Genomic DNA, 21,257 nt, shown 5'->3' on the forward strand with positions numbered 1-21,257 from the left:
ACTTCCTCCCATTTAAGAGTTAGCTAACATTTTCAAGATTATCCTTTGATTTGTTAGAATTTCTTCTTGTTGCTCTAATATGAGTTTTGTAGCTCCTGCGATAATTTCGATATTCTCATCTTTACTATCACAAGTACATTTTGATTTAGGATTATTAAAACCACTTTGTCCTGTCGTTGCAATAGTTGTACCTCTTGAGTCACATAAACAATCAGGATTGTTTGGATTATTTCCTTTCCTATAGTCTACATTTGTTTCAGGTGTTTTTAACCCCATATTTTCCAACTCCTCTTTTAAATCATGTTGAAATTTCATTTCCACATGTGCCATACTGCATTGACTTCCTCTTACTTGACTTAATATACTTCCGTTTTCAACCCAATTTACGGCAATACATCTATAACAATGATTATGTTTACAATCTTTATCACAGGACATATCATCGCTATCATAAGCCAAAAATAACCTTCTCTTAGAATCATCGATATCTTCATCAATATTTCCTATTAAGGTTTCTTTATCTGGGTCATTAAAGTAGAAATGATGACATGGATAAATATCGCCTTTAGCTGTAATTGTCACAAAGTTTTTTCCTGCACCACAAGGTGATAAGGCTCTCCTATCTGGTCTTAAGCATCTGTCGAGTGGTGCATAATTTTCAACTTCTTTTATATTTCCATCTCTTTTGACTCTAGCTAATATATCATCTTTAATCATTCCAAGTTGCTCTGAATATGTATTGATATGCTCTTGAGTCCAATAATCTTCTTGAAGAAATAAAAACCAGAGTCTAGGTACATTCCACTCATCTCTAAAAAACTTCCATGATTTATATAAACCACTTATCGTCTCTTTGCTCATAACGCCATGTAAGTTAAGTCTATTTATATATTCCTTTCCAAACATGGCTTTAAATTCTTCTATGTTCTTCTCAATCATATCAAAAGAGCCTTTTCCATTAACAGTAACTCTATTGGCATCATGTATTTCTTTCGTACCATCTACTGATATTTGAATACCCAGACTTACCTTATCTTTATATGTTTTAAATATTCTATCTAACTCATCGTTGTAAATAGTACCATTTGTGACTATTGAGGCTGTATATTTAACACCATACTTTTCTGATGTTAATAATCCTGTTTTAAACACATGTTCCAATAATGATGCATCCATCAATGGCTCTCCACCAAATAACATAGTGTGAAATTCTCTCATACCGTTCTCTGCAGCATTTTTTGCAAGATATTCTATAGCTTTTGTTGCTACTTCTTTGCTCATATAATTTTTTTTGTGTTTTTCAAAGCAATATTTACATCTTAAATTACAATCCTCTGTGAGTAATAAACTTGCTGAATTCGGTTTAACTGATCTCATTATATCCTCCTGATATCCTTTATTTTTATTTATTACTTTATAATACTACAACCTATGATATAAATCAAGTATAAGTTTTATTATTATTTTTATGAAGCCATCCACACCAATGCACCTGTATAACTCCCTGTGTTACCAACATATATATTAGTAGAATCATATCTAATCCATACTTCTCCTAGATAACCATTAGGGTTAGCTTTTGGCATTGCAGATACTGCTGTTGGCGAACTTCCTAGACCATGTGCAATTGTTCTTTCTCCACCATTACCTACAAAAGTACTTGAGCCACCTTTAACTCCAGAACCTGATGCAGTAGTAAGGATTTTACTACCATTAATATATGCCGTTCCAGTAGGTGCTTGTAACCATATAGAACCTGATTTCGATTCTATAGACAACCCTTCAGCAGATTCTAATTTAAGTGCATATCCAGAGTTCGTTCTTAGGAATATCCTTTTCGCCTCTTCTTCTTCTGTTCCTGCACCACCAATGTCATAATCGATCATACCTGCAAGATTTCCTGTCTCTGAATAGAATTCAATATCGTTTCCAGATGTCATTTCGATTCTTTTTCCAGAGCTTGATGTACGTACTGTCTTACCTGTAATATAATTACCTTGAATATTTTGAGCATATACATCAATAGTCCATACACTACTTCCATCTATATATGTACTTTCTATAGCGTTTATTGCATCTGAATCACTATAATTATTAATTGAAGGTTTACTGGTTATCTTATTCCAAGAGATGGTGGCATTTGCACCCATTGTAACATTATCTCCAACAACTAAGTCCTCAATTTCTGTAGCTTTAATCTTACCATCAATAGTTAATTCATCCCAATTCAATACCCCATTATCTAAATCTATAACAGCTTTTCCACTACTATTAATTACTTGACCACCTTTTAATTGCATATTGTGGGCTATAAGGTCACCTGTGGAGCTATCTACTTTAAATCTATCTAGCCATCCTGATCCATTATGGTATTGAATTTTAATGCCTTCTGAGGCATTTAATGATGTTTTAATTGTGCCAGTGATATCTGCATCATTGGTTCTAACTGTGATACCATCAGTAGAATTAATTTTAACACCATTATAAGATGCGTTATCCATTAACAAGTTTTCACCTGATAATTCACTGGTTGGTAATCCATTTGTTATCGTTAGATTCGCACCGTGGATGGTTACGCCATTCTGATCCACTTCAAATGTACCACTTGTGTTCTCTATGGTTAAATTAGCCCCTGCAAGTACCTTACCATAGATCGCTTCACCTACTACCCCTTCGGAGCTAATTGCAGTACCAGATGTATTCCAGCCATCATTGGTGAAAGCTATGAGATCACCTATTAACTTGACCTGTCTATCAATATCACTTGTATCCGTTAGTAGAATCCCTCTTTCATCAATAACAACTTCTTGGTCTACCCCTGCAAATGCTCTCTTCTTAGAGAGATCTAGCCTGCCTTCAATAAAGTCTATAAACTCTGTTCTTTCCTCAGAGTACTTACCGTATTTGGTCTTCTCCATACTAAGGGTAGTGCTTGTTGAAATGCTCTCTTTTAATAAGTCTTTCAGGTATACGCTAGGATCATCAAAAGAACCTTTATTGGAAAAATTCATGGTTAGAGTGTTACTTGTCTCTGAAAATGTATATTCAACTAGTCTGGCTTCAAATGATGCATTAAGATTATCGGATTCAATGGTGATGACGTCCCCTAGCCCTGTGGTTACGTATTCCCAATCTTCACTACGATCTAAGCATTTTAAAAAGTTAATGACATCTACTGAAAATTGAATAGCTGGCTGCGCCATCTTAAGCAGTAGCTTCTGACCTTCTTCATAAAGATCATTTACATCGACATAGGCTGAATCTGACCATGTTTTTTCTCGAGTAAACATATCAAGTTCTTTAATTTGATCTTCAGTCAGGTTATTCTCTACTTTCATTAACTCTTTTAGATCTAGAATTTCTTTATCCTTAGCCTCTACTAATGCTTGCTGATTATCAACCTGTGTCTGCTTCGTATTGATTTTGTTTAATAACTCTGTTTCTTTGCTCTTTAATGATGATAGGTCTGAAGCACCTGATCTAATTAAAGCATCAATTTGTAATTGGATTCCATTCAACTCTGTCTTTAAGACTTCGAGACCTTTGTCGCTGCTTTCAGAAGCGTATAGTAAGCGATCTAACTCTTCTTGTAATGTTGCTAACTCATCAATCTTGGTACTCAGCGTACTAGAGTTATTATTAATCACCACTTGATAATCTAATAAAGCCATACATAGACCATCTGACATATAGTCTGAATGGCCAATTATCTGCCAGCCCTCGCTGCCATCTGAAACTCGCTTAAAACCATCTTGAAAATATTCATAGGTCTCAAGATAAGGTTGACCAGTAGGATTTAGACCATTGATACTTAAATTATCTTTACCATAGCATCTTAATCTTGTTACCACTTCTTGAAAATTAGGAGTTATGTCTATTGACCTGGCATAGTTTCGTTCACTTATGACAAATCCCTTATTCTTACCTATATTCTCTAATTTTCTAATATCAATAGTCCGATTAATAGTATCAAATTCAAAAATACAGAGGTATTTTTTTTGTATATCTATTAAGAACTCTAAAACAGTTTGCTCTGCAACATCCATAGTTCGCTCTATGGTCATTAAATCTGGTTCAGTAATACCTAACTGCCAACTTGGAAAAAGAGAAATGACATAGTTCATAATATAAGATAATGGTTGCTGCCCTTCATTCCATCCTCGAATTAACTTATTAGAAAAAATAAATTCATAAGAGTATGCTACTACATTCTTATGTATTACCTTTTTATCCACAGATTCAGCACATTCTGTGACTATAAAATATTGCTTTTGACCATCAAACTCAACAAGTAAGACCAGATCACCTTTTATTAAGTCATAATCCTCATTGGCTGTACCATCAATTGTACGAGGTACTTGGAACTTCATTTCATCAACTGATCCAAACCTCTTAGATAACTCTTTCTTATACGCAGTTGAAAGTACCTGTAAAGGTGTTCGATTGTAATCTGGTTTACACAAGGTTATATCTAATTGTATAGGGTCTTCTTTTTTATATGATTCAATTAAATTAAATGGGATATATTCTGACACCTTACAACCTCCCTTCTACTTTAAATTCCTACTGGATATTGCATTTTGAATGTAACTGTACAATCCCTGTAGACACTAATTTTATTAACACCATACCTTAACCTCAACCAATTCTTATTAAAATTATTTAAACGGTAGTTTAAAGGATAAGGTTGATCACCTATTACTTTTTTTGTCTGGTTATTGACATAGATAACTTCTCTGTCATATAGCCCTGTAATTTTAAACTCTCTATCAGAATCTTTGTTATTGGATATTTTTATCTCTGTGCCATCAACGATAAACTCCACTTCAGGATAATACCATTGTAAAATGTTACTTTTATTCTCTAGCTCAAAGGTGTATGGTGCTCCATCGCTAGCTCCTGTTATTACTTTTGTGATAACTGTTGAAGGACTCCAGCCCCAGGGTGCATCTGTCCTAAACTTTAAAGTGATATAGCCTTGATCTATACCATTCATTACTTTTTTAGGTACATCAACACATATCACATGATAAACAACTTGTGGGTATTCAGCTGATTTCAATTCCTGATAGTATGGAGTGGATATTAGCTTTGCGAATTTTAATTTAGTATCATAATCCCACTTCTTATTATTGACTCTTGCAAAGCTTAATGTGAATGAAAATGGCTGTCTATCTAAACCAAAAAAGTGGGGTATGTCTAACTCTGAGCTTGTTTCTTCAATCACCTTTTGTGTAATGCCAAAATGACTTTCTGACATACCACCACCTAATTCTACGGCTACCAGATCAAATTCACTGTATAGATCAATCTCTCCAAGACTAATTTTTCCTGTAAACATTTATTCACCTCCATAAAAGCCCAAATTAAATGGGTCTATAAATACCATTTTTGATTAACTCATCTTCTAATTTTTTGAGCGCTATATCAACTTCATCTTGTAATATTTCTAATTCAGCTGCCCCAACATCTCCGTCAATCCTTAGAAGATTATCAATACTTATGCCTTGAATATTTGATGATGTGATTTTCTCTCCTGTACTACCGAGATTAACTAAATCAAAATAGGTATAGTTATCATCACCTATACCATACTCGTTCCTTAGCTCTCTATTAAGCCGGGCTGTAATCTCTTTATAATCTTCACCACCTAGATACCAAGTCAATTTATTGTTAACATAGTCTTGATAATCTTCGTCACTCATTCCTTGAAACTCTATTGGTCTGATGAGGGTGGAAGAGTTATTATTAATCTCTGCTCCAATTTGCTTGTTATCGACTCCAAAATTCATTTGTTCCATAATATCCAATGCTGCTTCTAGTTGGGCTACGATACCGTCTTTAATTTGGTCACCAATAATGGAGAAACCTTCTCCTAATCGATCTTGATGGGCTGAAATCATAGCTGCTATCTCATCATGGGTCTGAGTCATAAGTATTTTATGAGCTTCTGCATAGAGAGCTTCTTTTTCTTTTGCTTTCTCAAGATTCTCTAGCTCTTGCTCATGTCTGTCATTCTCCTCTTGTTCAAGGAGTTCGATAGACTTTAACTTCTCTTCTTTCTCTTTTTCTATTTGCTCTTCAAGTTGACTAAATTCATAATCGCGGTTTTCTTGAGCAATATCTTTTTCTAATGCAGATAATTCTTCAGATAATTCCTGTTGTTTTGCTTTGGCTTCTATAGAGTCGTCTAGTGATAATTTATTGATTTCTTGCTGTAACCTACTTTTCTCCTCTAATAGTTCAGCCATGTTATTCTCATGATCGATCTCTTCTTGTTCTTCCTTTAAGGCATTTAAGCGTGAATCGTAATATTCTTCCCACTTTTCTTTTTTCTCTTCTAACCTTGCAAGTTCTTCTTCATGAGCTTTGTTTTCTTCTTTTTCTTGATCTTCTATACGCTGTTCAACTATCTCAATAATGGTGTCTTCCACTTCTTTGACAGTATTGATCATGCGCTCCTTCTCAGCTTCATAATTCTGTGCAATAGTTAACTCAATTTCCGATTGCATTCCATCAAGCTCTTCAATTTGACCTCTAAGAATAGCTCCTTTCTTAGCACCCTCATCGGTCTCTTCATTTAAAGCATTTAACTGGTTTTCATATTCCATCATTGTTTGTGTGACAACTTGCAATTGCTGGGCTAAGGTTTGTTGTTGCTTATTAAAAAGCTTAGCACTATTCCTTTGCTCATCATAAGAATCGATTTCACCCATTAGATCCATTTCATGCTTTATATCTGACAGTTGTTGGTCATAACCTTTTATTTCCACTAACTTGGATTCGAACTCATTTTCCTTTATGGCTCTATAATCATCCCACCATTGTTGTTGGAATCCTGTTATTTCTGTTTCAGCAGTTATATAATCCTTAAGGGAAGTTTCTAATTGATTTAGCTTATCTGAAAGTATACTTTTTTTATCACCTTCAGCAGTTAAAAGTTGCTTATTCAGATCTTTTACTTTTTGATTATAGCTTTCAAAGTCAATATCTTTATCATCAATAAATTCAACGCCTAAATCTACTAACTCTCCTTTACTATCTGCCTTGATAGAACGGTATTGCTCTGCTGACCCATGAAGTAGGTTCTGGTTCTCACGTAAAAGATCATTTTCTTTTTCAAGGAGTTCTATCCGTCTTGTACTGTGCTCTGGCAAATCCTGCATTATGCTTTGTAGGTCTTTCTGGGCATTTTCATTATTTTTGATCTGCAGGTCCAGTTCTGCAAAGACATCTACTAAATGCCTTATAGCTTTAAGTGATTGTTGATAGCCACTGCCATTTGAATCCATACCATCTAATGAAATATTTGCAAGAGCTTCTGAAACATCATCCTTGGTAAAATTATTGAAGGTGTCTTGTACTTCTTCTACACTTTTTTTATATTCATCGTATATCCGTATACCTTTGTTGGGTGCTTCCTCCATTAGATTTTGCCATTCTTCAGTTAAACCTTGATCTGCATCAAAGTACTCACCCCATTTATTGGATAAGTGCTGCAACAAAGCTTCTTCAACTCTTATTTTTGCTTCAGCTAGATTCTTAGCATCCTGAAGATTTGCATCATAACCATTTCTTAATTCTTTGATAACTTCCCAGTTGCCCTTTACTCTTTGAGCATAATAAACTTCACTTGATTCCATCATTCCCCTTAATGATTCAGCTTGTGTAGTTTCTAGCTCTTTAATAATAGCTTGCAATTGTTCCTTTTGAGCTTGGTCATCATCCATATAAGCGATATAGTCAGGGTAATCTTCTAAGATACTTGTTAAACCATCAGAGGAAATAGTACCATTGTTATTCAACTCTTCAAGGTACCCTTTATATTCTTTTAATTGATCTGTACTATTAGCGAAACCATTTCTTCCTTCTTCAAAAGATCTCTTCATTTCTTCTTGTGACATGGCATATTCTTTATTAATATCTGTTCCATTTTTCGTAATGCCATTTAGTCGGTCTATGGATACTTGTAGGTCTTCGTTTTCTTTATATAATGACGCTACACTTTCTTTATTTTTTTCTAATTGATATATTTTTTCTCTCAATAGCTCCGATTCCATATCTTCACCATCTACAGAAACGCCTCGTTTTTGCATTGAGTTTATATCCTGATTCAATAATTCTATATAGTCTTCTTTATCCTTGATTTCATCTTTGTTATCTTCTATCTGCCCTTGCTTATCTTTAATATCATCTTTTTTCTGAAGCTCATACAGTTCTTTCTCTACCTCAAGGCGCTCTTTTAGCATATCAATCATTTCTTGGCTTGAGACTGTTGTATCAATCATTGCTCTACCTTGCTCATCAGGTCCCATATAGAGATCAGGCATCAAAGTCGATATCTCTTGCATCAGTTCATAATATCTTTCCTGCTCATCCTGTGGTAATGCTGCAGCCCCTCCCAAGCGATTAGCTTTTTGAACTAAATAATCATATTCTGATCCTAAATCAGAGACTGCTTGCATCTGTCCACCGATCGTCTGAATATTTCCTTTTGCACTTTCCTTAAGTTCATCAAGTGCTTTCTTTTCTTTATTTATTTGGTCAACGATAATACTACCTGCTTTTAAAACAACACCAGCTATCATTGCATAGGCATTACCTGTCATTAATAGAGCATTCCCAACACCATCTACAGCAACAGACCACTTATCCATCATATTGAGATTATCATCTAGGACTACACTCAGTGTTTCCAAAGCAACAGTGGTTACATCAACGCCTAGTTTGAACTTTGCTTGTTTTTTACTGGCTTTCTCAAGTTCTTTATCAATTCCATTTGATTTAAACGAAAGGTCTATCTCTGCTTTGTCAGATAGATCTTTTATAATTGACTCTAATTGTGCCTCTACCATTTTGGGAGAATCAAATTCTACATTTACATGAACTTTCATATTATCATTATCTTGCATTATCAATCACCCCTTCCGATATCTTATCTTTGATATCTATATAACAAAAAAAAAGGGGAAGCTACTTTTTCTTCAAGTATCTTCCCTTATTATTGATTGGTTAATCTAAAAATTACATACATAATGCCTATAGGTATGATCGTTTTTATAATAAAATCTTTAATCATTTTATTTATATCAATTTTGGTATTTTCGTTTTCTTGTTCTAATTTCATGATTCGATCATGGTGTATATCCATTTGCATACTTATCTTTTCTTGCTGTAGGTTTAAGTTGGTCATATTCTTATTAATGTTTTCTAGTGTTTCGACTTGAGATTCTAATTGTTTAGTCATAGCTGTCATAGTCGTTTTTATTTCAATCACCAACTCATTTGTTTTCTCAAAATTATCTATTCTCTTCTCTATATCATTAAATCGTGCATCTAATAAAGGTTGAACTGCACATTGCCCATTACTTAAAGTCATGTATCCTTCACCAACTCCTCAATACCTATGATGCTCTTTATAATATAATAGTTATAATATCCCTTTATCTCTCTTGTTTTTCTAGTTCTTCAGATAATGTAATAATACGCTTCTCTGCATTTGTACCAAGTACTTTTTTTACATCGTGTTCTGGTAGTTTATTTAGAGTATTCATCATTTTAACAAATCTTCTTGATATACTACCTACGATATCCGATAGTTCACTCTGTACCTCTAACAACATTTCTGATGGATCCTCTAAAATAGCGTTGACGATGTCATCTTCCTCCGTATCGATATAGATATTTGTTAACATGGGAATAAGAATTTTTAGAACATCTAATTCAGAAATTGTAAGTACTTTGGATTCTGGTTGATAGCTTTCTAAGAGAATTTTTAAGATTTTTTCTTGCTGTTCTGTAGTTGGATTATAAATCTCAATAGGATATTCACCGTTTAGTATTGTTTTTCTAATTGTTATCCTTTTTAAATCTGTTATATTTACTCTTTCCATTAGAATTCTCCTCAACTATTAATTTAAGTTTAGAAAAAGGAGGAAGCCCTCCTTTATTCTATTACTGGATATATGTAAACTCACACATGTCCCCGTGTTCATCAGATAAGATATCAAATGTAGCTGAGATTGTAGCAACATCTGATGCTGAGAAGGATACACTAAAGTTACCTTGTGGTCTACAGTTAGGAAGTCTAAATTGAATAAATTGATCAACTCCCATTTCACTAGTAAGCATTGTATCACCATAGATACCGTAATTATCTGCAAAATTAGAGTCAGTGATAATGAAAGACTTAGAATTAGCTTGTTCAGTTAAGTAATAAACCACTACTTTTGTATCGTTTGCTAAAGCTGCAGCTGTTAAATCTAAATCCAAACCTGTTACACTACCTGGAGTTACCTCTTCAAGATGACTTCTATTATCCACATCTACTTTAAATACTGCTACTGTACCTGCTTTTGGAGCTGTCTTTAACGTTACCTTATTATCAGCAACAGCTAAAACTTCTCTCTTAGCAATCTCTTTTGTTGCACCACTATTTTCATCTGCACCTAATAAGATGGATAACCATTTAAGTTCAAATACCTGCATCTCTAATGCGAATGTACCAGACTTATTGTTGTCGAATGCAACTTTATTAACTCCCTTTGCAGTTGCAAACACACGATCTGAAGTAAACTCTAATGTTGTAGAGTTTGCATAGTCAGAAAATAGGACCGGAGTCTTTGTACCATCCGCATTTCTTCTTAATAATTGTACATCTGAAGCATCTTTAATCGCATAATTCATAGTAAATTCTCCTTTTCATTTTTATTTATTATTTTTTATTGAAATTGTCCAGTGTTGGACACTTTCTTCCACTTTGTAATTTGGTGATGTCTTATATCTGAGATACTCATCATAATTATCTTTTGATATGATCATCTCAAAGCATTTCATCAATTCATAATAAGTCATCTTTTTTATTTGTTCTCGAGTAAGAAAATTTGGACCGCCATGCTTAACGATATTGATGATATCCACTAGCTGAAACTTGTCCTTCTTTTGCTTTAATCTTCTATATTTCATGATCTTATTATAAATACTTCTTTGCTTTCCACTCATTTTTTTGGTTCTTTGATGATCCGGTTGAGCTCTTCCCCTACAGAGCATTTCTAAGACGATATCTACAAATTCATCATAGTTTTCTCCATTTAAACGTCCTTGTTTACCAACTGAAATAAAATGAACTTCTTTAAGAAAACACACTTTTTGTTGAGTAAAAAATTCAAGAGCTTCTATTATTGTACTTCTAAAATATTGATCTGTTATTAAGAACACTAAATCAAAATTAGTCATGCGCCTTAATTCAACCTCATTCATATTCCCTATATGTTCTTTAGATAAGGATAATACTTTTATATACTCATCTAATTTTTCTTCACCTATATGTAGAATCTCTTTTACAAGAGGCTGATGCACTTCTCCAACTTCTTTAATACTAATTGGCTCTCTTAATAATAAATGGGTACTATAATCCACTTTCATGACTTTGCCTCTTGAAACATCATGTTATACTTTTCAAACACCTTACATCACCTTCTTAATTATTCGTCAGTCATAACTAAAGACAAACAGGAGGAACCCCGCTCTGTGTTAATAAGGGGGAAACAGAGCTACACACTTAAACCCACCCAAAATTCCTCATGCCATGTTACTATTGTATATATAATCTTTAATTACTCCTTACATACATATATAGGGCAAAAAAGGATTTTTATATTGAGTTATGATAAATTTTTATTTATTATTTTGTTCTGCAGGTTTTGCATACACTATTAACCCCATACTTACCTGTTTTTTGCTTGTTAAACATCTGAATAAGCTTAGTCTTGCCACACTTGGTGCATGTCTTATAAGTCCCTTTACGACAGTTTAAGTAAAGCCATTCTGTATGCTTTTCTTGATATATCTTCACTACCCTTGATGCAATTGATGTTAGGGTTCTACTGACATTGGGCTGTTGCATACCTAAAGCATTTGCTATGATTTTCTCAGTGCTATCTTTTTCTCTCCAGTGTCGTAATATTTCTTTATCCCTTTTTGATAGTTTTACATGAGCTAGTAATTGCTCTAAATCAAATAGTATATGTCCCAAATCAGATTGTGGCATCTTTTTAGGACCATATTTTAATAATGCTCTAACATGCTTAGCATCAGAAAAATTGAAATGGGTAAGATAATCTACCTCTCCACAATTTTCATGAATATACTTGAAGTAGATAGTCCCTTTAATACTGTCTTTGAGGATTATCTGATCTTGTCTACACAATGTCATATGTTTTCTTAAGAGGTAAATTAGTTTCTTATCCCCTCCCTCTTCCTCTATTTTCTTTATTTTCTCTTTTAAACAGTTAATAAAATCTTCATACTCCCGTATAGGTTGTAGTTCTTCATTTTCTAAATCCTCTGGTACAATTTTTTGCTTATTAGATAACTTATAGTTATGTTTTTCTGTCATTAGATAATCAATTACCTCGCCTATTAGATCATTACTACACTCTGCGCCTGTTGCAGCAGACATTTTGCTTGAGATTTCTTCTAAGGATTGCTCTCTAAACATCTTTCTTTTAAACTCCACGTCGCCATAAAATTTATAGTCTGCCTTTTTTACTAATGGCTTTGCATCGGATGCGAATAAAAGGTAATCAGCCATCTTCTCTAGTTGCCTGCATACATTTGTATCCTGAGATAGATAATCTGTTTTATCTAAGTTGACTTTAAAATAAGCTTCCTTCTTTTGATCATTAACCTCTTGATCGAAATACTCTAAAAAGTATGGATGGGGGGATCCATTTCCGCCTTCTAGCAAAATCTGTAAAAATCCTAATCGCTCTTCTTGTGTTATTTTTGAATAGTCTAATTGATTACTGAAATCATAAATTGAACTGTTCGCTAACTTCCCTTTAAATGATTTGTTTGAATATGTCATATCTCCTCTCCTTATTTGTGATTTTAAAAATTTTTTGATTAAGTTGTTTGATGAACTTAATTGTATTGCTCATTATAATATACATGTTATTGAGATGTCAATTTTTATTTATTATTTTATTTTCTAAAATAAAAACTGCTGACTTAGAATACTCAATATGTAGTTTTTATTTAATATGTAATGTTTCTTGTTCTTTTAATTATCCGATATACCATAACGTTTGATTAATTTACTATATGGTATTGTTATGTAATATAGTATGTGTCTATCTATTTTACTGCTTTTATGTACGTTAATTAACTCCTCAATACCCCATCCATTTTTAATCATTAGTGTTTCGATACCTTCATATTCGTCATCTGAGATTTTTTGCTTTAATAATTGTTCCAACAGTTGCTTCCTTCTCTTTTGCATATATATCTAAAACCTCCTCCGAACAAACCAAACATATGTTCGTTACGTTATTATAACATATTTGATCACATTTTAAAACAACTTTTCAATAATTTTTATAAATCACTGTTTTTTATTTATTATTTAATAAAGCAGAAGGAAATACCCCTTCTACTTTACTGTGCACCTACACTATCAACTTCTTGAATATATGTCCAGATCCTTTTTAACCTATGCCAAGTATATTCTGGAGTCAAGCCATATCTTAGACAAGCTTCCTTAAATATTTCAGTTGTAGGTTGATCTAATTTATAATCCTCTAATAAGGCGTTTACATAAGAAGAAGCACCGCTAAAGTGAATAGTAGTAGGGGTAATTGAAGGTTTTTCTGCAAGTTCAGCAACTTGTTTAGTTCTTCTATTCAGAACTGCCTTACCTACAGGTTTATTTGGCTTTGTAGTACCAGATACTCTTAATACATAATCTGTATCTGATAATGTTTTTGCTTCATATTTGTTAGTTCTCTTTAAATCTGTACTTTTTAAGTTAACTGTCATGTAATCTGTTTGATCTATAGCATCTAAAATAATGTCCATTGTAAAATCTGAAACTTCTATATCTATTTCTTTATTCTCCTTCCCTATTATTTTTCCATCAGTATTATAAATAGTAAAATCTCTATTGAGTCTAATCGTGTGATTATCTATATTTACATCACTTTTTTTAAGATTACGAACCTCTGAGAAATCATCACCTTTTAATCCTTCAAAAATCAATGCGTATATAACAGCATCTTGGGCATTTACAGCATATTTTTTAATTAATTCTTCAAGTTCATAATGACTATAAATAAATCTCCATTTTTGATTCATAGCATCAACTAATTCGTCTAAATCCTTACTGGAAATATTAAATCTAGCAATATTTAATTCACCTTTAGATTTATAGTTATGCTTTAAGCAAAAATCAGTATAACCTACAATAATGGATAATACCCCATTAAGAGTATCCCTTGATTTGTAATTGAGACTACGCAAAAATGTGATAATTTCAGAGTAAGTAAATTGATATAGGTCTTTATTCAGTTTTTTCTCTCTACTACCAATTCTTTCTAAAATCCTTGCATAAAATCCTACTGTATTTATATTATCTTCTTTATTGTCGTATGTTTCTTGTAGAAAATGATATTTAATATTTTCATTATAAAATTGGTATTCTTTTTGTCGAATACTTTTTAAAATATCACATACTTTCATTTTATTCACCATTCCACTTCTAAAGATTTAATATAAGCTAGTAACCCATTTATCTATTGAGCTTACTATAATATTCTTTCATTCCATAACTTATCTTTCTAATATTAGTTGGCTTAATCCCTTTAGTAAATACTCCTAGTTCAGACCAAAACTCATTGTTCTTTGATGGAGGGGTAAAATGACTTGACTTAATGAATTCTAATAATCCTATCTTCCAATCACCACTACCATCTTCATCCCACCTGGAGTATATTTGGCTTAACAGAGCAATATAACTAACAATCATGCCTTCTAAAAATAAAATATCTTCTTCTACTTGATATAAACGCTTTAATCTAGCAACTATAAAGCATAAACCATAATCAGCTAAAAAATCATGTATTAATTGAATATCACCTGCATCTTTGTAGTGTCTTGAGAAGTTTTCTTCTAATGCAATTGATAGTGTTCTAAATGTTATGTATTTAGTCGTATTGACTTTTTTATAAAGGTCAATCTCTGACTTATCAGTAACTACATTATTGTTAAGTATGTTACCTGTGCCACCATAGTTATTTAATCTTTTAGCTAAGTCCATCCATAAGTTATTATCTGGATTTAATTTTTCTATATGTCGCTTTGATATGCTGGTTCGTTTTGATTCCTGTACGATAAATTTTCTAATCTCATCTTCAGTATGATGAAAAATGTTGACCACTGTTGTAGCTTTACTGCATTCAGGATTTTTACCTATAGCCCTTACCATACCTAATAAACGATGCATACCATCTGGTATATCTAAGAAGGTTGTTTTATTATCCACCTCAATGGTTAATGTTCTTTCGTAAGCATTGTATCTAATCTTTTCTTGACCAGTTATACGTCTAACATTAAATGAAATGGTATTTGATATAAATCGCCCTTCTACCATACTTCTTGCGATTTCATTTACAGCTTTCTTAGAGATGTATGGTTCTTCAATAAAAACATTACTTTTGATTCTTTTTCTCTTTTGTCTTTGGGTTGCTTCATTATAAAATATGACACCATTTTGTTCTAAGTCAGCAATGTAGCCATATGATGTTGCTGTGGAGATAAAGTGATTTTCGCCAATTTCATCGACGTTATGAAAGACAACAGTGAAATACTCTTCTTTTCCTAAATCATGTATCTCATAAGCCTCATATTCTTCTATTTCATTCACTGTAAAGAATTGATTTAATACAATTTTAGTCTCTTCTTCAAACCAGTTGAGACCAATTGCTAGACAATATAAATCATAATCAGACACTGAAAATAATGGTATACTTTGGTTAAGTAATCCCGTTACTCTACCGATATTCATTTTGTGATGTTCTTCAAGATATTCCGCAATTTCACTTACAACATTTTTATACTTTTTTGCCTTGGCATATTGAGTAATCATCCCTAAAATTATATCCTCTAATTCATTTCTATTACCTTTCATAATATCCTCACCTTAATTATTTTTATCCCCTGGCTAATTATACAACACTCTAAGGTACTAATACAAGTTTTTTATTTATTACTTTTAAATTACAGACATAACTCTTGTTTTATAACTAATTTTCGAGTTTTTTCTGGCTATTTTTTCAGTGAGCAAAATAGATCTAAGTTTCTTTATGTAGATAAACCTCCTAAGTGCCATAAAATAATTCATGGATCTAGGAGGTATTCTTTATGCAAAATATTGCTCGTACCAAAGTAAGAACATGTATACTGTCCATACTTTTCTTGAGTTGTCTTTTTTACCATTGTAGTGTTGATCAAGAAGCTTTGTGAGTTCAGCTGTATTGAAGTATTTCTTAGCAGCTTCAGATTTAAAAGCTTTCTTCACTACTTTATAGTATTGATCTTCTCTTAACCATACCCTTGTAGGTACTGGGAAGCCTAATTTCTTTTTATTAGCCACTTTTTCTGGTATGTTACGTTTTGCAGCCATACGCATAGCGTACTTGGTGTTCTTATTGTTGATACGGTACTTGGTAGGAATCTTTCCTGCTAAAGCCATGACTTCTTTATCTAAGAATGGTACCCTTAACTCAAGAGAGTGGGCCATACTCATTTTATCTGCTTTTAATAAGATATCCCCTGCCATCCACATATGAATATCCAAGTACTGCATCTTTGTTTCATCATCTTTATCTTTCACCTTGTCATAGAAAGGCTTAGTTAACATCTGAGGTGTTGGTGCATTGGTAGGGTGCTTAAGAATTTTTTTGCGATCTTTGACACTAAACATATTGGCGTTACCTATGAAGCGTTCTTCGATTGTTTTACTACCTCTTATTAAGAAGCTCTTACCCTTTACATCGGGTAACCATGTTGCAACTTTACCTACGAACTTTCTGAACCATCTAGGTAGCTTTTGATAAGATGCCAAGGCACTTGGTTCTTTGTAGATATTATAGCCACCAAATAGTTCATCAGCACCTTCGCCAGAAAGAACTACTTTGACATGTTGGCTAGCTAACTGGCTTACAAAGTAGAGAGCTACTCCTGCTGGGTCAGCTAACGGCTCGTCCAGCTGATACTGGATCTTGGATAGTGAATCCCAATACTCCTCTGTGGTAATGACTTTATGATAGTTATCAATACCAATGGTCTTGGATAGTTCTTGAGCGTAACCTATTTCATTATATTGATCATAATCAAATCCAACTGTAAAAGTTCTATCTCCATTAAAGGTAGCTGCTACATAGCTTGAATCAACACCACTGGATAGGAAACAACCTACTTCTACATCACTGATCTTATGGGTCTCAACAGAACCCTTAAAGGTTTCATCAATGAGATCAATGTATTCATCTAATGTTTTCTCTTCTGTATCAAATTTTGGTTCCCAATAACGTTCTATATACACTTGTCCGTCTTTATAAACAAAGTAATGGGCTGGGGGTAACTTATAAACGCCTTTAAAGAAGGTTTCTGCCATAGGTGAATACTGGAAGGAAAGATAACCTTCTAAAGCCTCTTCATTAAGCTCCTTTTTAAAATCAGGGTGTTCAAGAAAGCTCTTAATCTCTGAACCAAACATAAAAGTATCTTTCATTTTGGTATAATAGAGAGGCTTGATTCCAAAATAATCCCTAGCTCCGAAAAGCATCTTTTTCTTTTTATCCCATATAATAAAGGCAAACATCCCTCTTAATCTGTTCAACATATCGGAACCGTATTCTTCATAACTATGTACGAGAACTTCTGAATCCGTATGGGTTTCGAAGGTATGTCCTTTTTCTATCAGCTCTTCTCTTAAAATTTGATAATTATAAATTTCTCCATTAAAAACAAGCACAATATCGCCTGTCTCGTTATATATTGGTTGTGAACCGCCTTCTAAGTCAATAATACTTAGGCGTCTAAACCCTAGAGCGACATGCTCATCCATGTATTTACCATCACTATCTGGTCCACGGTGGATGATTTGATTCATCATTTGCTCTAGTGTAGCTTCCTTATTGTTCATTAAGGAAGAAAACCCTACAAATCCACACATAGGAACACTCCTTTTCCATATAGGTTGAATGAATACCTAAATACTAGCAATATTCAGTACAATTCAACTCAAAAAATCAATATACTAGGTTGATCTTTATAATAAGATCGTATTTCATGTTAAGTTCAATATATCTAATTGACAATTTCAATAATCTATTTAATAATTAAGGAATAAGCATTACACTATTCTCGTTAACGCTTGATTATTCCTCGGTTATAGACATACTTTAACACACTATAAAAACTCTATCATACATTATGGAATAAATCAACGTTTAAGAGCGAAAACTACATTAAGAGTATATCCTATATTTATTGGCCTTAACCTCTAAAACCATCATCTCAATTAGTCAATAGATATACTTTGACATAATAATTAAATTTGAATGATAAGCATTGATAGGGAAGTGACTATATGAAGAAAAAGACGATTATTTTAACAGGTGGAGGTACTGCTGGTCATGTAACGCCAAATATTGCTCTTCTACCATATTTAAAAAAACGCGGTTATGATATTCATTACATAGGAACCTATGAGGGTATCGAAAGAAAACTCATAGAAGAACAAGGTATAACTTACCATGGGATTAGTTCTGGTAAATTACGCCGTTATTTTGATGTGAAAAATTTTACTGATCCATTTAAAGTCCTAAAGGGCCTAGGTCAATCCATAAAACTTGTAAGCCAAATTAAACCCGATGTCATCTTTTCCAAAGGTGGTTTTGTAACCGTACCTGTTATTATGGCTGGAAAGATGAAAGGTATACCAACCATTATTCACGAATCGGATATGACACCAGGTCTAGCTAATAAAATTGCTATCCCATTCTCCAACAAGGTTTGTACCACTTTCCCTGAGACCATGAAGCATCTGCCTTCTGATAAAGCCGTTCTAACTGGAACACCTATACGTGAGGAGATCTTCAAAGGTAGTAAAGAAAAGGGGGCTAATATCACAGGTTTTAATACGAATAAACCAGTTCTTATGCTGGTTGGTGGTAGTTTAGGGTCTGTTAAACTGAATACGCTTCTAAGAGCTAATTTAGATGAGCTCCTTAAGACCTTTCAGATCATTCACCTTTGTGGTAAAGGTAACGTAGAGAGCAGCATCCAAAAAGAAGGTTATATCCAATACGATTATGTTAAGGATGAACTGACTCACCTTTTTGCTTTGTCCGATTTAATTATTTCTAGAGCAGGTGCTAACTCCATTTCTGAAATTATAGCACTTAAAAAACCTAATATTCTCATCCCTCTATCAGCTAATGCTAGTCGAGGGGATCAGATACTTAATGCTCGATCCTTCAATAAACAAGGCTTCAGTTATGTCTTAGATGAAGATACTGCCACTAAAGATGATTTCCTGAAAGCAATTGATACAGTCTTTAAAAATCGTAATCAATACGTAGCAGCAATGAAAAAAAGTAATACATCAAATGGTATTCAAAATGTATTAGATGTTATAGAAAAGGCTCAGAAAAACTAATTTTCTGAGCCTTTAATCCTTATTTTAAACCTTCTACTAAAGCGTCTCTTAACTCTTGAAGTACAGCTTGGTCTGCTTCCTTTGGTTCCCACTTAATAGATACTTGATCATCTTTATAGCGCGGAATCAAATGGAGATGAAAATGAAAGATAGTTTGTCCTGCTATTTCACCGTTGTTTTGCACAATATTCATTCCTTCAAAGCCTAGTACCTTTTTCATTCCTTTTGCAACTTTAGTGGCTATCTTAAATAGCTCTCCAGCTGTTTCTTCATCTAGTTCAAATATATTAGCCACATGTTGCTTTGGTATGATGAGTGTATGTCCTTTAGACCCTGGAAAAATATCAAGAAATACTTTGAATTGATTATCTTCATAAATCGTTTTTGAGGGGATTTCACCTTTTGCTATTTTGCATAAAATACAATCACTCATATATAAGCTCCTTTCTTTGTCATCAGTAAGGTTTTCTTTTATCATTATCATACTCTATTCCCTTTATTCAGGCAAGTCCAGATATATTATCATAAAAACTCGAAAAAAATACAAAAAAAATTAAATTTGTGGGAACAAAACTGTCTTCTAAAGTATCTATTATTATGTGTGACTAAGTTAAGTCACAAAAAGGATGAGTAACATTCTTTGTCGTGGGACACGGGGGGACGCTTTTACAAATGAAAAAGGTGATAAGATGAAGTATATCGATGTGTCAAATCAATCGGAAGATACGGATTTAACACAAGTCATGTTAGATTCATTTTTACATGAATTAAAAAACCCTTTGTCTGTCCTAAACGGTAATATAAAATTACTGGAGCTAACTGACCCAGAACTTATGTCGTCAATGAAATGGACAAGTTTAAAAAATAATATTAATCATTTATGTAACCTCGTGAATGATTTTTCGACAATTAACAAAACAATGGATATTAAATTTGAAACATTCGACATATTATCAGTATTAAAGGAAGTATCCAGTATGTTTTATACTACTGCAAAGGAAAAGGGTATATATATAAATACTCAGTTCAATACTGATAACCAACTACTCATTTCAGGTGATTCGAATAAAATCAAGCAAGCTGTCATTAATCTTATTAAGAATTCAGTGGAAGCTTGTGAAAACTGCGATCAAATCACCCTTCGTGCCGAACTTCAAGATGATCATTTAGATATCATCGTCAACGATACCGGGTTAGGCATGAGTCAATATGAAATGAAACACATAACTACTCCTTATGTAAGTTTTAAAGATTACGGTACTGGGTTAGGTCTAGCTTTAGTGAAATGGGTTGTTAACCAACATCATGGTGAACTCTTAGTAGCCAGCGAAAAAAATTGTGGTTCGACCTTTATTATGCGATTGCCTGTATTGAAAACAGTTTAAATATTATTTGTTGTTGGATAAACATAAGGTTTATCATTACTTTTTGCGATTTCGAATTATCTATTTGATTATAGATGATTTGTAAATTATTAATATATTCCACTTCTTCTATTATGAGGCTACCTATGTTGGGTTGGCCTCCCTTTTTTTCTTCTCTATTTACTAACTCTTCACCATACTCCTTTTGATAGAGTTGGTATAGTAAATCCGATTGTTTTATCTTTTCCATATAGATTTGTTGTTTTAAACGATTTTTTATGGGTTCATCATATGAGATTTCATCATAAATACTTACTAGTTCATTACATTCTCGCCATGTATGTTCCATAATCCCTTTCAACAGTGTACTGTCTTGGCTCATTTAATCACCC

17 protein-coding genes are annotated in these 21,257 nt (G+C 33.1%); 2 read left to right on the forward strand and 15 right to left on the reverse strand.

What is annotated here, in order from left to right:
* Positions 1-12: 12 nt before the first annotated feature.
* The 13 genes from C1Y58_RS20990 to asnB form a co-directional block, all read right to left on the reverse strand.
* Positions 13-1,377: a radical SAM/SPASM domain-containing protein gene (locus C1Y58_RS20990; RefSeq protein WP_105618488.1), complete on the reverse strand. Its 1,365-nt coding sequence runs from the start codon at positions 1,375-1,377 to the stop codon at positions 13-15.
* An 89-nt stretch (positions 1,378-1,466) separates the two neighbouring features.
* Complete coding sequence (locus C1Y58_RS20995) at positions 1,467-4,535, reverse strand: phage tail protein (RefSeq protein WP_105618490.1); 3,069 nt, start codon at positions 4,533-4,535, stop codon at positions 1,467-1,469.
* Between the two features lie 20 nt (positions 4,536-4,555).
* Entirely contained in the window at positions 4,556-5,341 is a 786-nt protein-coding gene (locus C1Y58_RS21000) for a phage tail domain-containing protein (protein ID WP_105618492.1), read from the reverse strand.
* A gap of 25 nt (positions 5,342-5,366) precedes the next feature.
* Positions 5,367-8,912, reverse strand: a complete 3,546-nt coding sequence (locus C1Y58_RS21005) for a coiled-coil domain-containing protein (protein ID WP_105618494.1) — start codon at positions 8,910-8,912, stop codon at positions 5,367-5,369.
* An 89-nt stretch (positions 8,913-9,001) separates the two neighbouring features.
* Positions 9,002-9,379, reverse strand: a complete 378-nt coding sequence (locus tag C1Y58_RS21010) for a hypothetical protein (RefSeq protein WP_105618496.1) — start codon at positions 9,377-9,379, stop codon at positions 9,002-9,004.
* 64 nt (positions 9,380-9,443) lie between these two features.
* On the reverse strand, positions 9,444-9,893 hold the full coding sequence (locus C1Y58_RS21015; protein WP_105618498.1) for a hypothetical protein: 450 nt from the start codon (positions 9,891-9,893) through the stop codon (positions 9,444-9,446).
* Positions 9,894-9,954: 61 nt separating this feature from the next.
* Entirely contained in the window at positions 9,955-10,686 is a 732-nt protein-coding gene (locus C1Y58_RS21020) for a hypothetical protein (RefSeq protein WP_105618501.1), read from the reverse strand.
* 21 nt (positions 10,687-10,707) lie between these two features.
* Positions 10,708-11,424, reverse strand: coding sequence for a hypothetical protein (locus C1Y58_RS21025; RefSeq protein WP_105618503.1), 717 nt, complete (start codon positions 11,422-11,424; stop codon positions 10,708-10,710).
* 259 nt (positions 11,425-11,683) lie between these two features.
* Complete coding sequence (locus C1Y58_RS21030) at positions 11,684-12,868, reverse strand: hypothetical protein (protein WP_105618505.1); 1,185 nt, start codon at positions 12,866-12,868, stop codon at positions 11,684-11,686.
* A gap of 195 nt (positions 12,869-13,063) precedes the next feature.
* Positions 13,064-13,282, reverse strand: a complete 219-nt coding sequence (locus C1Y58_RS21035; protein ID WP_105618507.1) for a hypothetical protein — start codon at positions 13,280-13,282, stop codon at positions 13,064-13,066.
* A gap of 155 nt (positions 13,283-13,437) precedes the next feature.
* The gene (locus C1Y58_RS21040; protein WP_105618509.1) at positions 13,438-14,517 is read right to left on the reverse strand and encodes a phage lytic cycle repressor MrpR family protein; all 1,080 of its coding nucleotides are present in this window, start codon (positions 14,515-14,517) and stop codon (positions 13,438-13,440) included.
* A gap of 49 nt (positions 14,518-14,566) precedes the next feature.
* The gene (locus C1Y58_RS21045) at positions 14,567-15,964 is read right to left on the reverse strand and encodes a hypothetical protein (protein WP_105618511.1); all 1,398 of its coding nucleotides are present in this window, start codon (positions 15,962-15,964) and stop codon (positions 14,567-14,569) included.
* 231 nt (positions 15,965-16,195) lie between these two features.
* Positions 16,196-18,013, reverse strand: coding sequence for an asparagine synthase (glutamine-hydrolyzing) (asnB, locus tag C1Y58_RS21050; protein ID WP_105618513.1), 1,818 nt, complete (start codon positions 18,011-18,013; stop codon positions 16,196-16,198).
* A 417-nt stretch (positions 18,014-18,430) separates the two neighbouring features.
* Between asnB and C1Y58_RS21055 the strand changes: the two genes are divergently transcribed.
* Positions 18,431-19,501, forward strand: coding sequence for an undecaprenyldiphospho-muramoylpentapeptide beta-N-acetylglucosaminyltransferase (locus tag C1Y58_RS21055; RefSeq protein ID WP_105618515.1), 1,071 nt, complete (start codon positions 18,431-18,433; stop codon positions 19,499-19,501).
* A 19-nt stretch (positions 19,502-19,520) separates the two neighbouring features.
* Here the strand turns inward: C1Y58_RS21055 and C1Y58_RS21060 are convergent, their stop codons facing one another.
* Entirely contained in the window at positions 19,521-19,934 is a 414-nt protein-coding gene (locus tag C1Y58_RS21060; RefSeq protein ID WP_105618571.1) for an HIT family protein, read from the reverse strand.
* 256 nt (positions 19,935-20,190) lie between these two features.
* Between C1Y58_RS21060 and C1Y58_RS21065 the strand changes: the two genes are divergently transcribed.
* Entirely contained in the window at positions 20,191-20,886 is a 696-nt protein-coding gene (locus C1Y58_RS21065) for a sensor histidine kinase (RefSeq protein WP_170311656.1), read from the forward strand.
* Here C1Y58_RS21065 and C1Y58_RS21070 read toward each other — a convergent pair.
* Positions 20,855-21,247, reverse strand: coding sequence for a hypothetical protein (locus tag C1Y58_RS21070; protein WP_105618518.1), 393 nt, complete (start codon positions 21,245-21,247; stop codon positions 20,855-20,857). The two genes, C1Y58_RS21065 and C1Y58_RS21070, sit on opposite strands and share 32 nt — an antisense overlap.
* Positions 21,248-21,257 lie beyond the last annotated feature (10 nt).

Source organism: Vallitalea okinawensis (assembly GCF_002964605.1).
In the GTDB taxonomy this organism is placed as follows: domain Bacteria; phylum Bacillota; class Clostridia; order Lachnospirales; family PQDH01; genus Vallitalea_A; species Vallitalea_A okinawensis.